At 61.6% G+C, this 17,367-nt stretch carries 13 protein-coding genes; all 13 read left to right on the forward strand.

The features are described 5' to 3' along the window. A partial coding sequence (locus AKL27_RS28570; protein ID WP_232311118.1) for a filamentous haemagglutinin family protein occupies positions 1-5,146 on the forward strand: 5,146 nt, incomplete at its 5' end. A gap of 225 nt (positions 5,147-5,371) precedes the next feature. Further along, positions 5,372-7,018, forward strand: coding sequence for a ShlB/FhaC/HecB family hemolysin secretion/activation protein (locus tag AKL27_RS26150; RefSeq protein ID WP_050465839.1), 1,647 nt, complete (start codon positions 5,372-5,374; stop codon positions 7,016-7,018). 74 nt (positions 7,019-7,092) lie between these two features. Further along, on the forward strand, positions 7,093-8,868 hold the full coding sequence (locus AKL27_RS26155) for a DUF2341 domain-containing protein (RefSeq protein ID WP_050465840.1): 1,776 nt from the start codon (positions 7,093-7,095) through the stop codon (positions 8,866-8,868). A gap of 13 nt (positions 8,869-8,881) precedes the next feature. Further along, complete coding sequence (locus AKL27_RS26160) at positions 8,882-9,295, forward strand: ExbD/TolR family protein (protein WP_050465841.1); 414 nt, start codon at positions 8,882-8,884, stop codon at positions 9,293-9,295. A gap of 10 nt (positions 9,296-9,305) precedes the next feature. Beyond that, complete coding sequence (locus tag AKL27_RS26165; protein ID WP_232311119.1) at positions 9,306-10,031, forward strand: energy transducer TonB family protein; 726 nt, start codon at positions 9,306-9,308, stop codon at positions 10,029-10,031. Between the two features lie 65 nt (positions 10,032-10,096). Continuing rightward, positions 10,097-11,839 (forward strand): putative porin, encoded by a 1,743-nt coding sequence (locus tag AKL27_RS26170; RefSeq protein WP_232311120.1) that lies wholly within the window; start codon positions 10,097-10,099, stop codon positions 11,837-11,839. A 13-nt stretch (positions 11,840-11,852) separates the two neighbouring features. After that, positions 11,853-12,635 (forward strand): hypothetical protein, encoded by a 783-nt coding sequence (locus AKL27_RS26175; protein ID WP_050465842.1) that lies wholly within the window; start codon positions 11,853-11,855, stop codon positions 12,633-12,635. A gap of 52 nt (positions 12,636-12,687) precedes the next feature. Next, on the forward strand, positions 12,688-13,608 hold the full coding sequence (locus AKL27_RS26180; RefSeq protein ID WP_050465843.1) for a peptidylprolyl isomerase: 921 nt from the start codon (positions 12,688-12,690) through the stop codon (positions 13,606-13,608). 63 nt (positions 13,609-13,671) lie between these two features. Continuing rightward, positions 13,672-14,235 (forward strand): YbjN domain-containing protein, encoded by a 564-nt coding sequence (locus AKL27_RS26185; protein WP_083439314.1) that lies wholly within the window; start codon positions 13,672-13,674, stop codon positions 14,233-14,235. Between the two features lie 171 nt (positions 14,236-14,406). After that, a complete protein-coding gene (locus AKL27_RS26190; protein WP_050465844.1) occupies positions 14,407-15,081 on the forward strand; it encodes a TonB C-terminal domain-containing protein in 675 nt (224 codons plus the stop codon). Next, positions 15,078-15,584, forward strand: a complete 507-nt coding sequence (locus AKL27_RS26195) for an RNA polymerase sigma factor (protein WP_050465845.1) — start codon at positions 15,078-15,080, stop codon at positions 15,582-15,584. Before AKL27_RS26190 ends, AKL27_RS26195 begins: the two co-directional genes overlap by 4 nt. A gap of 67 nt (positions 15,585-15,651) precedes the next feature. Beyond that, entirely contained in the window at positions 15,652-16,683 is a 1,032-nt protein-coding gene (locus AKL27_RS26200; protein ID WP_050465846.1) for a FecR family protein, read from the forward strand. A gap of 243 nt (positions 16,684-16,926) precedes the next feature. Continuing rightward, positions 16,927-17,367: hypothetical protein (locus tag AKL27_RS26205; RefSeq protein ID WP_050465847.1), on the forward strand; the 441-nt coding region annotated here is incomplete at its 3' end.

Below are 17,367 nucleotides of genomic sequence, written 5' to 3' on the forward strand. Positions count from 1 at the left end.
CGGCGAACGGGTCGGCACGATCCGGCTGGCGGCCAACAAGGGCCTGACCATCGGCAGTGATGCGGTACTCGATGCGCACGGCACGGTATTGCGGGTCGACAGTTACGGCAAGATCATCGACAGCCCGAACCGGGCCATCGTCGAACTGAGTTCGGGCAATGGTGTGCTGACATTGGCCAGCGGTGCGCAAGTCGATTTGCGGCATGGCACCAATACTGTCGCCGGCAATGACGGCGTGGCACGCGGCACGCTGAACCTCAATGCTGCCCGTCTTGGCAGCAACGGCAATCAGACTGACGCCGATGCGGCGACCTATGGCGACATCGCCATTGATGCGCGTGGCAGCCTCACTATTCGCGGCGCCAAAACGATTGCCGTCAACGGCATGCAGCGTTATGACGATGCGCCGCTGGCGATGGTCAAGGATGCCAACGGTAACGACGTTCCGGATCTGGCGGCCGGCGGTCGGCCGTATCAGGTGATCAATCAGGATTACCTGAAAGAAAAAGACAAGGACAGCAACGATTTCATCAACGGTGCGCTGGCCAACAACAATCTGCTGACCGGCAAACTGGCCGGTCTCAACAACGCCGCTTACGCGGATGCCTTGCATCTGCGTCCCGGTGTGGAAATCGTCAGCAATGCCGTCACCAATCCGGGTGGCGACATGGTGGTGCAGGGCGATCTCGATCTGTCGGGCTTCCGCTATGCGAGTCTGAATGCGAAGACTGCCAAGACCGGCGTCTACGGTTCCGGCGAAGTCGGCACGCTGACGCTGCGCGCGGCAGGCAATCTGGACATCTTCGGCAGCATCAATGACGGTTTTGCATTGCCGCCGCCGCCAACGGCCGATGACAAGGGCTGGCAATTGCTGGCCGGGCGCGACTTTGCCGGCAGCGATATCGTGGTGCCGGGCACCGGCGTGACGCTGGCGGATGGCACCGGTTTCCCGGGCGGCAGTACGCTCAACTTCGATGTACCGCTCAAGAGCTTCACTCTGGTGGCGGGCAGTCGCTTGCCAGTAGCGACCACGCTGGCGACGGCGGTGACGCTGCCGGCCGGCACGGTACTGGCGGCCGCCGTGCGCGATGGCAACGGCAATATTCTGTTTGCCGCCGGCACCTTGTTGAGTACGGACACAGCGCTGGCGGCCGGGACCCGGTTCGATGCCGGCACGGTAATGACGACCGCCATCACGCTCGGCGCAATGACCTGGCCCAAGGGTGTGCCATTGCCGGGCGTGGCCGGCAGCAAATATGTGGTGCAGCTCGATGGCGACAAGGCCTTGGCGACCGGTGCACTGATTCCTTCCGGCACCGATGTCAAATTGCCGGGCGGCGCTGCTTCGGTGGCGTTGCGGCCGGAAGTGGGCGGGCGTCAGGGACAATTGTGGGCCATCGCGCCGATGCTGGCCGAGGGGTCGCAATCATGGTCGATGCGGCTGGTGGCGGGTGCCGATCTTGCTGCTGCCGACAGTCGCATCGTGCAGACCCGGCCGGCGCATGGCGATCTGCGCCTGGCCGACAGCCATTACGGCATGTACGGCGCGGTGGTGCCACCGAAGTCGAGCGGCTTTATGTGGAATCAGAAGGCCGCCGATGAATTGGGGCTTACCGCAGGTGAAACCATTACGGATGAATTTGCCCAGGAACTCACGGAGGGCAGGAATCAGACGGCAGCGGAATTGTGTGCCGAAAATGTCGACTTTTGTACGCCCAAGTTTGATTATGTCTGGACCCAGAAAGGCGTGGACGAATACGGCAAGCCGAATATCAAGGCCGGTGACGTGCTTGATCCGGTGGCGTTGAACATGCCGTCGCTGTGTACCGACAATCCGGGCTGGTGCGCCACCGTGGGCGGCGGTTTCAACTATATTGCCAGCAGCACCCGCATGAGCGTGCTGCGTACCGGTACCGGCGATCTGGAATTGCTGAGCGGCGGCAACCTGCGCGTGGATTCGCTGTATGGCGTGTATACCGCCGGCCAATCCTCGACGGCCACCGTTGCCGGCGATCCGTATAACCTGCCGCGCAACAAGCTGCCGGGCACCGTTCTCAATGATCCGGACGGCCTGCGCGAGTCGCTGGTCGACGGCAGCGCCGGCAGCATCTACCGTGCCTGGTACCCGGATCAGGGCGGCAATCTGTTGCTCAAGGTGGGCGGCGATCTGCGCGGCGCACAGATGAATACGGCGACTACCTATGTTGGCCGGCCGCTGGGCGATTACAAATACTACGATGCCGGTTTCGATTCCGGCGCGGTCGGCAACTGGCTGTGGCGGCAGGGCAGTGGCGCTGTGGCTACCGGCGCCGCCGCGCAGCCGACGGCGTGGTGGATCAATTTCGGCAGCTATGTCGGGATTGCCAAGGACCAGGCAGACAAGATGGTCGGCTTTACCGGTTTCGGCACGCTCGGCGGTGGCAATCTGAGCGTACAGGTGGCGGGCGATGCCGGTTATCAGAGTCTGATGGCGGGCCCGGTATTCGATGTCGGTACCAGTCCGCGCAGTCAGGCACTGGTGCTGGCGGTCGGCAGCACCGGCCGGGTGGCGGCCGACGGCAGCATGCAATTGACGGGTGGCGGCGATCTGGACGTGCGCATTGGCGGCAGACTTAATCCAGCCAGTACTGATAGCACCGCAATCAATGGCGCGCTGATCAATTTGCGCGGCAATGCGCAACTGAGCAGCGCCCAACTGGGCAGCATGATGCTGACCTATGGCAGCCAACCCGGTTTGCAGGTGCCGAAGGAAACCCGCGCTGTTGATCCGTTCCATGCCACCCGCGGTGAAGCTGCCGGCGGCATTACGCTGGTGCCGGGCGATGCCACGTTCAGCGTGGCAACGCTGGGCGACCAGGTGGTGCAAACCGTGCTTGATCCGGGACGCGTGTTGAGCGTCAACAATTCGGCGTTCGTCAGCAGCGGCGTCGTTGGCCGTGGCTACAGCTGGTTCACGCTGTGGACCGACCGTACCGCGCTGGACCTGTTCTCGGCTGGCGGCAGTCTGACGCCGTACCGGGGTGCCAGCGGCACTGATGACGCCGTCATGTATCCGGCCACGGTCAGGGCGGTAGCGGCCAGCGGCAGCCTGTTCTACGGCAAGGCTGCTTCTGGTGGCATTGGCGGTTCCGATCTTGGATTCATCACGCCGCTGCTGCTGGCGCCGGCAGTTCATGGTCAGTTGCAATTCCTGGCGGCCGATTCGATCTATGCCGGCGGCTTTACCGTGAGCCAGTCAGGGGCGCCCGCCAGTGTCGTGGCGACGCCGCAACAGCCGGCTTTTGCCGGCTGGGTTGACAGCCTGAACTCGTTCAAACCAATGGCTACCAACGTTTCCGACCTGGGCAATCCGATCAGCGCCAGCAACTATCCGCTGTTCGTGTTCGGTGCCGGCAGTGCTGCCGCCCAGCTCTCGGCGAGCAGCGATCCGGCCCGCTTTTATGCCGTCAACGGCGATCTGGTCGGGGTCAACAGCGGTCGCATCATGACCTATGGCGATCGCGACAGTCTCTCCGCCAAGCCGCTGGCGCGCTTTGGCCTGAGCTGGTATGAGGGCGCACAGCCGGTATGGATGATGGCCGGACGTGACATCGTCGCCAGCGGCACCAATCAACTTGAACCTGAAGCGGGTGTCGGCGGCAGCACTTATACCAGTGTCGGCAATCTGTTCGTACACTCGCGTGCCACCGATGTCTCGGTGGTGTCGGCCGGGCGCGACATTCTGTACAGCTCGTTCAATGTGGCCGGTCCCGGCACGCTGGAAATCACTGCCGGCCGCAATATCCTGATGGACGACAAGGCGGCCGTCACCAGCATCGGTCCGATCGTGGCGGGCGATGCACGACCCGGCACCAGCATCGTGATGCAGGCCGGGGTCGGCAGCAAGGGTCTCGATTATCTGCGCTTCGTGACGCCGTATCTGGACCCGGCTAATCTGGCGGTCAATGGCGTACCGCTGGCCGATCAGGGCGGCAAGGTGGCCAAGACCTATGAAGCCGAACTGATCACATGGCTGGCTCAGCGTTACGGCTTCAGTGGCAACGGCGCGGCGGCACGGGCTTATTACATGGCCTTGCCGTCCGAGCAGCAACGGGTGTTTGCGCGCACCGTGTATTTCGCCGAACTGCAAGCCGGCGGCCGTGAATACAACGACGTCAACAGCCCGCGTTACGGCAATTACCTGCGTGGCCGCAGCGCGATTGCGGCGCTGGCGCCGGGTGTCGATGCCAACGGCAAGCCGGTCTCGTATGGCGGCGACATCATCATGTACCGCGGCAGCATCCCGATCTACAGCTCTGTGGAAAGCAGAAATATCAATACCCCGCGCAGCGGCTATGTGCGCACCTTGTTCGGCGGCGACATCCAGATGCTGACGCCGGGTGGTCAGATCGTACTGGGTATCGACGGTGAAGCGCCGCCGGCCTCGTCCGGTGTCATCACCCAGGGGGCCGGCAATATCCAACTGTTTGCCAAGGGCAGCATTTTGCTCGGCCAGAGCCGGGTCATGACCACCTTCGGTGGTTCGATTCTGGGCTGGTCGGCCAACGGTGATATCAATGCCGGGCGCGGTGCCAAGACCAGCGTGGTATTCACGCCGCCGAAACGGGTCTATGACCAGTGGGGCAATGTCACCTTGTCGTCGGATGTGCCAAGTACCGGTGCCGGTATCGCCACGCTGGCGCCGATTCCGGAAGTACCGGCCGGTGACATCGACCTGATTGCACCGCTCGGCACCATCGATGCCGGCGAGGCCGGAATCCGGGTCTCGGGCAACGTCAACCTGGCGGCGCTGCAAGTGGTGAACGCCGCCAACATTCAGGTCAAGGGGGAAGCGACCGGCTTGCCGGCGGTGGCGGCAGTCAATGTCGGTGCCCTCAGCAATGCCAGTGCCGCCGCCAGTTCGGCTTCGGCAGCAGCGCAGGAATCGGTGCAGCGGGCGCGCAATGAGGCGCGCCAGTCCTTGCCATCGGTGGTGACGGTCAAGGTGCTCGGTTTCGGCAGCGAGGGCGGCGATGACAAAAACGGCAACAAGCAGCAATCCGGTTACCAGGCCGACGGCGTGGTGCAGGTATTGGGTGCCGGCGCGCTCAACAGCGCGCAATTGCAGGCGCTGACGCCATCCGAGCAACGCAGCCTGAAGCGCTGAAGATCGCCGGCGGCTGTCGTTTTCATCATTCGTGAAAAAAGATTTATGAACATTTGATGACAAACGACAGTCTTGCCGCGCGCCAATCGTCTAGGCATCTGTACATAGTTTTATACGGCACTGTCCGCGGGGAATGAATCAGCTTGTTGATTCAGCAAGACAGTGCCGGCATGACCTTGATTCCGATAATCGCTTTGACACTGAGTTGAAACTGAGTTGAACACTATGCATGACGTTAAAAAGAATGGGGCAGGCCCGAAGGCAGGTCTGAAGTTGAAGCCGGTGGCAGCATTGCTGGCAATTCTGGGGTGCGGCATGCAGGGCCATGTGCTGGCGCAGGAGGCGGCGCCGGCCGTTGCTGCCAGTGCAGAAGCTGCAGCGCCGCAGGTCGATATCAATGAATACATCGTGCGCGGCAATACCGTGCTCGATGCACGCGCCATCGAACGGGCCGTGACACCGTTTCTCGGCCCCAAGCGCAGCATGAAAGATGTGGAGGGGGCCCGCGATGCCTTGCTGGCAGCCTATAACGCCAAGGGTTATCAATCGGTATACGTCGATTTGCCGGAGCAGCAAGTGACCGCCGGCGTGGTGTTTTTGCAAGTCACGGAAACCCGCGTCGGTCGCGTGCGCGTGGTGGGCGCCGAGTACAACTCGCCGCGCGAAATCCGCGAACAGGTGGCGGCGTTGAAAGAGGGCGCGGTGCCTGACTTCACGCTGGCGCAAGAACAACTGACCGGCCTCAACCGCAGTGGCAAACGGCAGGTGATTCCGCTGGTCAAGCAGGGTACCGTGCCGGGCACCATGGACGTCGATCTGAAAGTGGATGACAGCAGCCCGTGGCGTGCCAGCGCCGGTCTCAATAATGATTACAGCGCCGATACCAAGCGTTTGCGCGCCACTGCATCGATCGGTTACGACAACCTGTGGCAACTCGGGCACAGCGTCTCGCTGAGCTTTTTCGGCACGCCGGAAGATTTGAACCAGACCCGGGTCTGGTCCGGCTCCTACACGGCACCGCTGCCGGGCACCAACTGGAGCCTGGAAGCCAGCGGTTATGTCTCCAACAGCAATGTTGCTACCGTCGGCGGCACCAGCGTCCTGGGCAAGGGCCATTCGGTCGGCCTCAAGGCCAACTACACCGTGCCGAATACCGACAACTGGTGGCATGCCTTCAGTGTCGGCGTCGATTTCAAGGATAACCGCGAAGCGCTGCGCCTCAATGGCAGCGGCGACGATGTCCCGCTGCGGTATGCCCCGATCACGCTCGGCTATACCGGCTTCCAGCAAAGCGAGCGCAGCCAGTACAGCCTGGGCTTGTCGATGGTGACCGGTACCCGCAGCTTCTTCGGCTACGGCAGCGACTGGCAGCAATTCGATTACAAGCGCTACAAGGCATCGCCGAGTTTCCTGATCTTCAAGGGCGAAACCAATGGTTCGTATACCTTGCCGAGCAATGAACAGATCGGCTTCCGCCTGTCGGGTCAACTGACCGATGCGCCGCTGGTATCGAGCGAACAGATTGCCGGTGGCGGCAGCAGTTCGGTGCGCGGTTATCTGTCGGCTGAAGTGACCGGCGATATCGGCCTGGTCGGTTCGCTCGAGTTGCGTTCGCGGCCGATTACCTATTTCAGTCCGTGGATCGAGAACTGGCGCGTGTATGCGTTTGCCGATGCGGCCCGCCTGCGCTTGCGCGAACCGCTGCCGGAGCAGGTCGATACCTTCAACCTGGCCTCGGTCGGTCTCGGCAGCAATTTCCAGGTGACCCAGTATGTCAACGGCCGTTTTGATCTCGGGTATCCGCTCAAGAACGGTCCGCGCACGCTGCGCCACGACTGGCGCCTGAATTTCAGTTTGAACGCGACTTATTGAGCCGGTTGCCGGCCAATCAGACGCAACGATGTACACCAATCCTTTTTGATACGAGCTTTCGGAGATTTCCAGTCATGAGACGCATCCTCTTTATTCTTGTCACGCTGTTGAGCACGCTGTTGCCGAATCTGGCCCACGCCTGGTGGCAACCGGACTGGGCTTATCGCAAGCCGATCACGCTGGACGGCGGCGCCAAGGGTGCTGCCCTCGGTGCTGACGCCGGCCGCATGCCGGTGCTGTTGCGCCTGCATACCGGCAATTTCAGTTTTGAAGGTGTCAGCGAAACCGGCGCCGACCTGCGCTTCATCGCCGGCGACGACAAGACCGTACTGAACTACCAGATCGAACAATTCGATCCGCTGCTCGGCATCGCCCTGATCTGGGTGGATGTGCCAGCCGTCACGGCCGCAGCGCCGCAACCGATCTGGATGTATTACGGCAATCCGAAAGCACCGGCTGCCGCCAATGGTCAACGCACGTTCGATCCTGATTACACGCTGGTGTATCACTTCGGCGAAGCCAATGTGCCGCCACGTGACAGCACCGCTTTTGGCAATCACGGCCAGACCGCCGCCGTCAGTGTTGATGGCAGCGTGATCGGCAAGGGCGCCAAGCTCGGTGGCGCGCCACTGATGTTGCCAGCCTCGCCGTCACTGGCCATCGCGGCCGGCAGCGCCTTCACGTTTTCGGCCTGGGTACGTCCCGATCAGCTCGGCGCGCAGCAAGTGATTTATGCCCGTCGCAACGGCAGCAGCGAATTCCTGATTGGTGTCGATCAAGGCGTGCCATTCGTGCAGGTCGATGGCAAGCGCAGCAATCCGGGTCAACCGATCCAGGCTGGCCAGTGGTCGCATCTGGCAGTCAAGGCCGATGCCAGGAATGTCGCCTTGTACGTCGGCGGTCGTCCTGCCGTCTCGCTGGCAGCGGCCTTGCCGGCCCTGAATACCTCGGCTGCCATCGGCGCCGATGTGGCGGGTGGCGCTACGCAACTGGCAGCCTTCACCGGTGCCATTGATGAAGTACGGGTATCGAAAGTGGCACGTCCGGATGCACTGATTCTGGCAGATGCCGTCTCGCAAAGCGGGCAATCGCGTCTGGCCGCGTTCGGCACCGACGAACAGCAAGCCGGCAAGAGCCATTTCGGTTACATCCTGGCGGCGATGCCGGTGGATGCCTGGGTCGTGGTGTGCGTACTGGGTCTGATGATGGCCTTGTCGTGGGCCATCATGATTGGCAAGGGGCGCAGCTACGGTTCGATGTCGCGTGCCAATGCCATCTTCATGAGTCACTTCCGTGAAACTGCCGGTGCGCCGCTGGACCAGTTGGCCAAGGGCAGCCGTGTGCCGGATGCCGTCAAGAACGATTCGTCGCTGTGGCGTTTGTATCAGGTGGCGATTGAAGAAATGCGTCGCCGCCATGACCGCGGCTACGACATGAGCGCGGTATCCGATGCCACTATCAGCGCCATCCGCGCTGCCATGGATGGTGTCATGGTGCGTGAAAACGAAGGCATGGCCAAGCGCATGATCTGGCTGTCGACCACGATTGAAGGTGCGCCTTACGTCGGTCTGTTCGGTACCGTGATCGGCATCATGCTGGTGTTCGTGGTGGCAGCGATGGCAGGTGCGGTGGATATCAACTCGGTGGCGCCAGGTATGGCCGCTGCGCTGTTGTGTACCGCTGCTGGTCTGGGGGTCGCGATTCCGGCCCTGTTTGGCTACAACTGGCTGGCCTCGCGGGCCGATGCCATCGGTGCCGACATGGCGGTGTTCGTGGATGAATTCGCGACCCGTCTGGCTGAAGAGCAGGGCGCTGGCCGCCAGGTTCGTCCGACGCTGCACAGCGCCTGAGAGGATTACTGACATGGCAAATGCAGCAGCCAAATTTGGCGTCCGCAAACGCAGCGGCGGTATCAATATCACGCCGTTCGTGGATGTCCTGCTGGTGGTGCTGGTGATCTTCATTCTCACCAGTAATGCCAGCATCCCCGGCATCAAGGTCGATCTGCCCAAAGCCAGCGCCGCCGTGGCGCTGGAAAAACCCAAGACCAAGGCCATCACGATTGATAACGGCGGCCAGGTATTTCTGGATGCCTATCCGGTCAGCCTGGCGGAGCTGGAAGAACGTCTGCGCACGGAAAAGGCGTTGACGCCGGACTTTCCCGTGATTGTGCGCGGCGACGCCTCGGTGCAGTACGCCAAGGTAGTCGAAGTGCTGGACCTGTTGCGGCGCGTCGAACTGAACCAGATTGGTCTGGTTACCGGCAAGCCGGCGTGAGGAGAATAGTTTGAAACCTCGCGATCTTGCATTGGAGTCGCAGTTGTCTCAGTTGCACAAGCCGGCCGGCGCTGGTGTCAAGGTCTGGTGGCGACGCTGGGGCGGGCTGTTGATCGGGGCCGTGGTGCTGGCCGCGTTGAGCACGCTGGTATGGAAGCTGTTGTCGGATACCGCCAGCACCAAGCGCGAAGTGGCGACGCCACCGATGCTGATGTTGCCACCGCCACCGCCACCGCCGCCGGAGCCGGAAAAACTGCCGGAACCGCCGCCGGAAAAAGTCACTCCCGAAGTGGTGGAGCCGAAGCCGAGTCCGGTCGAAGCGCCGCAGGATGACAACACGCCAAGTCCGGCCAAGGATCTGGGTGACCCGGTCACTATCGACGGCGCAGCGCAAGCCGGCACCGACTCGTTCGGCATTGCAGCCGGTCGCGGTGGTGGCATGAGCGGCAGCGGCGGTGGTCTCGGTTCGGGATCGTTCGCCAACTATCTGTCGGCGTCGCTGCAACAGGCCTACGTGCGTGATCCGCGCACCCGTCTGCTGGCGATGGATGTGAACCTGAGTTTGTGGCTGGATGCCGACGGCAAAACGGTACGTGTTGAACTGACCCGGAGCACCGGCGACAGCAAGACCGATGAAGCGGTACTGGCGATGGTGCGTGATTTCCGTACCGATGCCAAAAAACCGGCGGATGTGCCATGGCCGATCCGCATTTCACTCAAAGGCCGCCGTCCCTGATGTGTGACTGAGCAGTTCCTGATCCCATTTATTTATTGAAAGTAGAGATAGACGTGACTAACACCGTGACAAACTTGAGAAAGAATCCGCTGGCGGTACGCCAACCCTTGTTGGTGATTGCTGCGGCGATTGCCATGCTGGGCGCATTGCCGTCGGTGCAGGCGCAAACTGCGGCACCGGCTGACAACGCCATGGTGCGTCTGATCCGTGGCCTGATCCAGAGTGGCGCATTGACCAAGGATGTCGGCGAAGCGTTGCTGGCGCAGGCGCAGACTGAAGCGCTGGCGGCACAACAGACGCAGCGCCTGGCAGCGGCCGCACCGGCCAATGGCGGCGGCGCGCGCGTCGAGCCGGGCGATGTCCGGGTACCTTATATTTCCGCCACTGTGCGTGACCAGATTCGTGACGACCTCAAGAGCGAAGTCATGGCGCAAGCCAAGGCCGAAGGCTGGGCGGCACCGAATGAAACGCCGGAGTGGACCAAGCGGATTCGTATTGAGGGTGATATGCGGGTGCGTAACGAGTCGCGTTTTTACAGCAGTGGCAACAGCAACGAAATCACGGACTGGAACCAGTTGAATGCCAGCGGTCCGTATGACATCAATAAAAATACCAACAAAGATAATCCTTATTTGCTGAACCGCACCAAGGACCGCACCAATCAATTGCGGATCCGGGCCCGCCTCGGCATTCTGGCTGACATCTCGGAAAACACCACTGCCGGCATTCGCCTCGCGACCGGCAGCGACAATAATCCGGTGTCGACCACACAGACCCTGGGTGGCGGTCTCAGCAAGAAAAACATCTGGCTCGATCAAGCCTGGGTGTCGTACAAATTTGCGGACTGGGTGACGGTTACCGGCGGTCGTTTTGCCAATCCGTTCGTGTCGACCGACATGCTGTTTTCCAACGATCTGAATCTGGATGGCCTGGCCGCGCAATTTACCAAGACACTGAGCAATACCGACGTTACCGTGTTCGGTACGCTGGGCCTGGTGCCGCTGGAGTATTCGGCGGATAACGCCCCGTCCCGCGATCAGGACAAGATGAACAGCCAGAATAAATGGCTGATTGGTGCGCAGGTCGGCGCCAGCTGGAAACTCAATGCCGAGAACAAGGTGCGTGGTGCGCTGGGGTATTACGACTTCAAGAACATCGAAGGTCAGGTTTCCAATTCGTGCTTCTTCTTTGCTACAAGTTGCAGTACCGACTGGTCGCGTCCGGCATTCGTGCAAGGTGGCAATACCATGATGTTGTTGCGCAAACTGACCGTGAATCCGGCCGATCCGGCGAATACGGTGCAACCGCAATACGTCGGCCTGGCGTCCAAGTTCCAGTTGCTGGACGTGAACCTGCGCTGGGATACCCGCGTCGCCGGCCACTATGGCTTGCGTCTGGATGCCAACTACATCCGCAACCTGGCGTTCGATCAGAACGAAATGATCAAGCGTTCGCAAGGCGGCATCGTCAACAACTTCCGCGGCACCGATGGCACTACCGCTGAGTTCCAGAGCGGCGGCAATGCGTACATGTTGCAGGCGACGCTGGGCAATCCGAATCCGAGCGTGCGCGGCGATTGGAATGTCTTGCTTGGCTACAAGCGCATCGATCCGGACGCCTTGCCTGATGCCTATAACGATTCGACCTTCCATCAGGGCGGCACCAACGCACGCGGCTACTACCTGGGCGCGACGTATGCAGTCGACAAGAACACTTCGCTCGGTGGCCGCTGGTCTGCCACCAAGGCCGTGTTCGGACCGCCGACCACGATCGATACCTTGCAGCTTGAGCTGAACACACGTTTCTAACGAGGTCATAACGATGTCATTTCTTTTGCATATAGTGGATCGCACCGGCGGCATGCGCTGGCGGCCGCTGATCCCGGCCATGTGTCTGATGCTGGCGGCGACTGCCGTGCACGCCCAGCAGCGTCAGCAAAACCAAAGCATGGAAGAGCGCTTGCGGGCGCAATTGCGTACCACCACCACGCAGTTGCAAGAAGCGCAAAACGAGCTGGCGGTGCTCAAGGCCGGCAAGTCGCCGGCGGCACTGGCAGCACCGGCAGCACCAGGTGGGGCGGCGGGCGAAGATGCCGGCAGCCTGAAGAAGGAGCTGGCGGCAGCCAAAGCGCAACTGGCGGCTGAACGGCGCTCGCAGGAAAAGAATGGCGAGAGCCGGCAGCAGGCACAAGCGGCACTGGAAAAAGCCAATGCCCAGAGCGCGCAATATCGCCATGCCTATGACGAGTTGCTGAAGCTGGCACGCGCTTCCGAAGCCGAGCGTCAGCAACTGAGCAACGGCAGCAAGACGCAGCAATTGGCGGTCACCCAGTGCGAAGCCAAGAATGCGCAGTTGTATGCGGTCGGGCAGGAAATTCTGCAAGCCTACGAAACCATGGATATCACGACCATCATGGGGGCGCGGCAACCGTTTGCAGCGCAAAGCCGGGTCAAATACGAACAGATTGCCCAGCAGTATGGCGACAAGTTGTATGAAGGCCGCTTTGACATTCGCAGCGTGAGTTTGCCGGCACCGGCCAACAGCGCGGCCAACAGTTCTGCCAACAGCGGCGCTGCCAATGCCGGCACGGCGGCACCGCAATAAGTGGATATTGGTAATTATTTTTTTGGATGTGATTTTTTAGTCAGGTGAAACTATGAACAACTTCAACGTGAAATCCGGTGTACTGATTGCCTTGATGGCGCTGGCAACTTTGAGTGGCGCGGCCATGGCGCAGAGTACCGGCCCGGACAAGGTGGTCGCCAGCCTGGGTCCGGTGACCGTGGCGCAGACTGAAGTCGAGCGCATGTTGCAGGCGATGCCGCCGGCTGATCGTGCCGCCGCCAAGGGCGACCGTGCCGGTCTGGAAAACTGGTTGCGCCAGCGCGTCACCAGCGAAGCCGTGTTGAAGGAAGCGCGCAGCAAGGGCTGGGCGGATCGTCCGGAAATCAAGGCGCGCGTCGAAGCGGCGGTGAAGGATGCCACGGCCCGTATCGTCGCTGCCACCTATCTGGAATCGGTAACGCAAGTGCCGACCGATTATCCTGCGGTCAGCGACATCAAGGCCGCCTACGAACAGGGCAAGGCCAACTTCAGCTTGCCGGCGACGTATCGGGTCGCGCAGATTTATCTGCCGACGCCGGCCAATGACGCCGTCGCTGCCAAGAAGCTGGCTGAAAAAGCCAAGAAGTTGAGCGCGCAGGCGCGCACCGGTGACTTTGCGGCGCTGGCCAAGGCCGAATCGCAAGATCAGCGCAGCGCTGCCCGTGGCGGCGAAGTCGGTACGCTGGCGCTGGCCGACATGGTGCCGGAAGTGCGCGACGCAGTGGCCAAGATGAAGCCGGGCCAGGTCAGCGAACCGGTGCAGGCACCGACCGGTATCCACATCATCAAGTTGCTCGACAGCCAGGCCGCACGTACGGCGACGCTGGAAGAAATGACGCCGCGCCTGCAAGCGGCCTTGCGTCAGCAACGCCAGCAACAACTGATGCAAGCCTATGTGGCCGGACTGGCACCGGCGGATCGCCTCAACATCGATACTGCAGCGCTCGATGCAGCACTGCAAAAAGTGAATTGAACACGGGCCGCAAACCTTGATTTGCATTTCTTCTGCATTTTTACTATTTGATCAGGAATCATCATGAAAAAGACTACCGAGCACACCGCCACCGACGTGATCGCAGACACCGCCGCTGAAGCAATCACGCTGCTGCATGCGGTGAGCGCCGAGCAAGTGGCCGACGCCATCAAGATCGCCGGTTGCTCCGTGACCACGCTGGAACATAACGGCGTGCCACATTTGCACAGCGCCAGCCAAGGGGTCGGTTTCCAGGTGTTGTGGGGCAATGCCGCCGCTGCGTCGGGCCAGTTTGTCGACTTCACGCTGAGCTGCCCGCTGCGCGTGCAGGATGGCGTGTTGCCGGAAGGTCTGATCGCCGAATGGCATCGCAGCAAGCGCTTTGCCCGCATCGTGCAACATGGCGATTTGCTGGCGCTGGAAATGGACGTGATCGTGGTCGGCGGCGTCAGCACGGCGCATCTGAACATGATGGTGCAATTGTGGACCCAGATGATGGGTCAGTTCTTCGTGCACCTGCGCAACTTCGCGCCGGCAGCACCGGTGGCAGGTACGCCGACGGTCGGCAGCAACCAGGAAGCAGTGCCGGCAACTGCCGCGCCACAAGAAGCAAGCGCTGTCGTCTGATGCGATTTGCCTGATGTGGTAATGCCGCGCCGCCATGACGATTTCTGTCGTCATGGCGGCGTCATATTTTCTGGTTAGCATGTTCCCCGATATGCGCGCGCCTGTGTGCGCCGCCTGTACTTCATCGTGTACGTCCGTCGCTAACCCGTCATTCTGTTCTTCATCCTGCTTATGCCGAGAATCGACTCATCCTGCGCTGCATTTTGTCTGGCAGCGTGGCTGGTGTTGCTGAGTGCCGTCGGCAGTGCGCAGGAACGGCGCCAGATAGTCCCCGATAATGAGGCCAGTGGCGGCGCACCCATGCAGTTTCAGATTCCGTCGCAAGCATTGCAACAGGCTCTCGATGCATTCGTTTCAGCAACCGGGTTTTCCGGCCTGTACGATGCCGGTGTCATTGGCAGCCGTCAATCGGGGGCGGTACAAGGGCGCTTCGGTGCGGCGGCCGCCTTGCGGCTGATGCTGGCGCCGACCGGTCTGGCCGCGTATTTCACGGCGCCGGATGCATTTGTGCTGGAGACGGCGCTGACGCCGCCGCTGCCGGCCACCAGCGGCGATGTCTATCAGGCGCATTTGCAAGCCAGTGTACGCGCGGCATTTTGTCGCCATCCTTTGCTGGCCACCGGCGATTACCGTATCGCGTTCAGTTTTCGGGTGACGCCGGCCGGCGGCACCGAACAAGTGCGCCTGCTCGACAGCAGCGGCAACCGGGTGCGCGATGAAGCGATCCTGGCCAGCTTGCGCACGATGAAGCTGGCCGCTGCGCCGGCCAATCCGGCCGCACCATTCGTCATGCTGATCTTGCCGCGCAGCGGCGCTGCCGCCAACGATTGCGAGGCGCCGGCATGAACGACAGCGGCTTCAAGGGCATGCGTGAACTGATGTTGCGCAGCTACGGCGATCTCAAGCGGCGGCTGACACTGCGGCTGGGCAACGCCGATCTGGCCGGCGATGCCTTGCAGGAAACCTGGCTGCGGCTGGAAAGCGGCAAGGACAGCCCGGAGTCGGTGCAACATCCGCTCAGCTATCTGATGCGCATGGCAACCAATGCCGCGCTCGACAGCATTCGCAGCGAACGCCGCTTCCTGAGCGGTGAAGAAGTCGAACTGGTATTCGAGAATCTGGCCGATCCGGCGGCCGGGCCGGAGCAGACCATCACCGCGCGCTCCGAAGCCGAACGGCTGGCGGCAGTGATGGAGAGCATGCCGAAACGCCAACGCCAGATCTTGATCCTGATCCGGGTCGATGACATGCCGCGTCAGGAAGTGGCTGATCAGTTGGGCGTATCGCTTAGCCTGGTAGACCGTGAATTGAAGCGTGCCCATGAATACATGGTGGAGCGCATGCGATGAAAAAGACAGTTTATGGTGTTGATAAACGTCTGTTGATGACAATGGTCATGATGGGACGTGAGCTGCGATGAGTGCATTTGAATTACCTGAACATTCGCCTGCCGGCGAGCGCGAGCAACTGGCGATGCAGGCCCGGGCCTGGGTGCGCTTGCTGGCGTCCGGCCGCGCCAGTGCCGCCGATGCGCGCCGCCTGCAACGCTGGTGCGCCACCAGCGCCGCGCATGCCGAAGCCTTCCAAGCGGCCCATCGCGGCTGGCAAAAACTGTTGCCGGCGGCGCAATTGGCAGGCGCGCAAGATCCTGAGCTGAACGCGATCCGGGCTGCGGTTGCGGCCGGGCGCGGCGGCCGGCACCAGGCACCCGGGGCGGTGGCCGGATTCACCGCGCGGCGGGCCTTTCTGGGGGCGGCGCTGACTGCTTCGGTGACGGCGGTTGGGGTGGCGTTGCTGTATCCGCCCTTGGATTTGTGGCCATCGCTTGCCAATCTGCAAGCCGATTATCGTACGCAGGCGGGACAGCAAATGCAGCTGGCGCTGGCACCCGATGTCACGCTCGATTTGAATACCCGCAGCAGTGTCAGCGTGCGCGCGCGCGAAGGCAATCCGGTCAGCATTGAACTGTTGAGCGGCGAAGTGGCGGTCAATACCCGCCGCGCATTTTCGGTGCGGGTGGCGCAGGCGCAGATCGATACCGATTTTTCGCGCTTTGAAGTACGGCGCATCGCTGATGAAGTCTGTGTGACTTGCCTCGAAGGACGCTTGCGCGTGACGCTGGCCGGTATCACCCAAACCTTGCTCGGGACGCAGCAATTGCGCTATGACGGCAAGCGCGCGCCGGCGCTGCGCAGCATCGATCCGCAACAGGAATCGGACTGGCGTCAAGGCATCTTGCGGTTCCAGAAAACCGCGCTGGCGCAGGTGGTGGCCGAGATCAACCGCTATCGTCCCGGACGCTTGCTGCTGCTGGCCGACGGCGTGGCGGAACGTCCGGTCAGTGGCCGCTTCAGGATTGATGATCTGGACAAGGCCATCGCCCAGATTCAGCGTTTGTTTCATTTGACGGCGACCACGCTGCCGGGCGGCATCGTCGTGTTGCGCTGAGTGGCAGCGTGCTGCGAGCGCGTTATTTTTATAGCGCGAATTGCTGCAAAATTCGTACAGCTTTTTCAATCGAGATTCGTCTAGAGGCATGGATGGTTGTTGTATCTGTTCCGTTGAACAGACAACCATCGCCCAACGTTGATCCGATCAGACACTGAAAGAGCCTTCATGCCGTCCCTTCACGTATCCTCCAGGCAGCTTGCCCATCCTTCATTCGCACCTGATGCACGCCGCCCATCCGGCATGAGCGACGGCACCGCGCGCCGGATTCATTTGCGCCCGGTAGCGCAGGCGGCGGCACTGTTGCTGGCCAGTGGCGTCATGGCCGAAGTGCATGCGCAACAAGCCTTCAGCAGCGCCTGGTTCGGCGCCAAGAGTGCAGTGCAAGCCAGCGTGGCAGCGACCGGTCGTCTGCCGAACGGCCAGCCGGTATCGAGTCTGAACAGTCCGCTGGCGCAGCAGCAACAAGCCGCTGCGCAATTGCAGCGTTCGATTGGCAATCTCGGTGCGGCAGTGCAGACACTGGCCGCAGCGCAGGCCGCGCAAGCGGCGGCCCGGCAAGCGGCGATTGCCGCTGGCAGCAACATTCCCAATGGCCTCGGCACTGGCGGTCTGGTGGTCGATACCAACAGCCTGACCAAAGGCTGGTACAACGCCAACGGCCCGGTGCAAACGGTGGCCGAT

This window comes from Herbaspirillum autotrophicum, assembly GCF_001189915.1.
GTDB classification, from domain to species: Bacteria; Pseudomonadota; Gammaproteobacteria; order Burkholderiales; family Burkholderiaceae_D; genus Herbaspirillum; species Herbaspirillum autotrophicum.

What these genes read in the sequence shown, in the direction of transcription:
- AKL27_RS26155 (WP_050465840.1), top strand. Translation starts at nt 7,093, where the DNA reads ATGAGACGCATCCTCTTTATTCTTGTCACGCTGTTGAGCACGCTGTTG.
- AKL27_RS26185 (WP_083439314.1), top strand. Translation starts at nt 13,672, where the DNA reads ATGAAAAAGACTACCGAGCACACCGCCACCGACGTGATCGCAGACACC.
- AKL27_RS26180 (WP_050465843.1), top strand. Translation starts at nt 12,688, where the DNA reads ATGAACAACTTCAACGTGAAATCCGGTGTACTGATTGCCTTGATGGCG.
- AKL27_RS26200 (WP_050465846.1), top strand. Translation starts at nt 15,652, where the DNA reads ATGAGTGCATTTGAATTACCTGAACATTCGCCTGCCGGCGAGCGCGAG.
- AKL27_RS26190 (WP_050465844.1), top strand. Translation starts at nt 14,407, where the DNA reads ATGCCGAGAATCGACTCATCCTGCGCTGCATTTTGTCTGGCAGCGTGG.
- AKL27_RS26175 (WP_050465842.1), top strand. Translation starts at nt 11,853, where the DNA reads ATGTCATTTCTTTTGCATATAGTGGATCGCACCGGCGGCATGCGCTGG.
- AKL27_RS26195 (WP_050465845.1), top strand. Translation starts at nt 15,078, where the DNA reads ATGAACGACAGCGGCTTCAAGGGCATGCGTGAACTGATGTTGCGCAGC.
- AKL27_RS26160 (WP_050465841.1), top strand. Translation starts at nt 8,882, where the DNA reads ATGGCAAATGCAGCAGCCAAATTTGGCGTCCGCAAACGCAGCGGCGGT.
- AKL27_RS26150 (WP_050465839.1), top strand. Translation starts at nt 5,372, where the DNA reads ATGCATGACGTTAAAAAGAATGGGGCAGGCCCGAAGGCAGGTCTGAAG.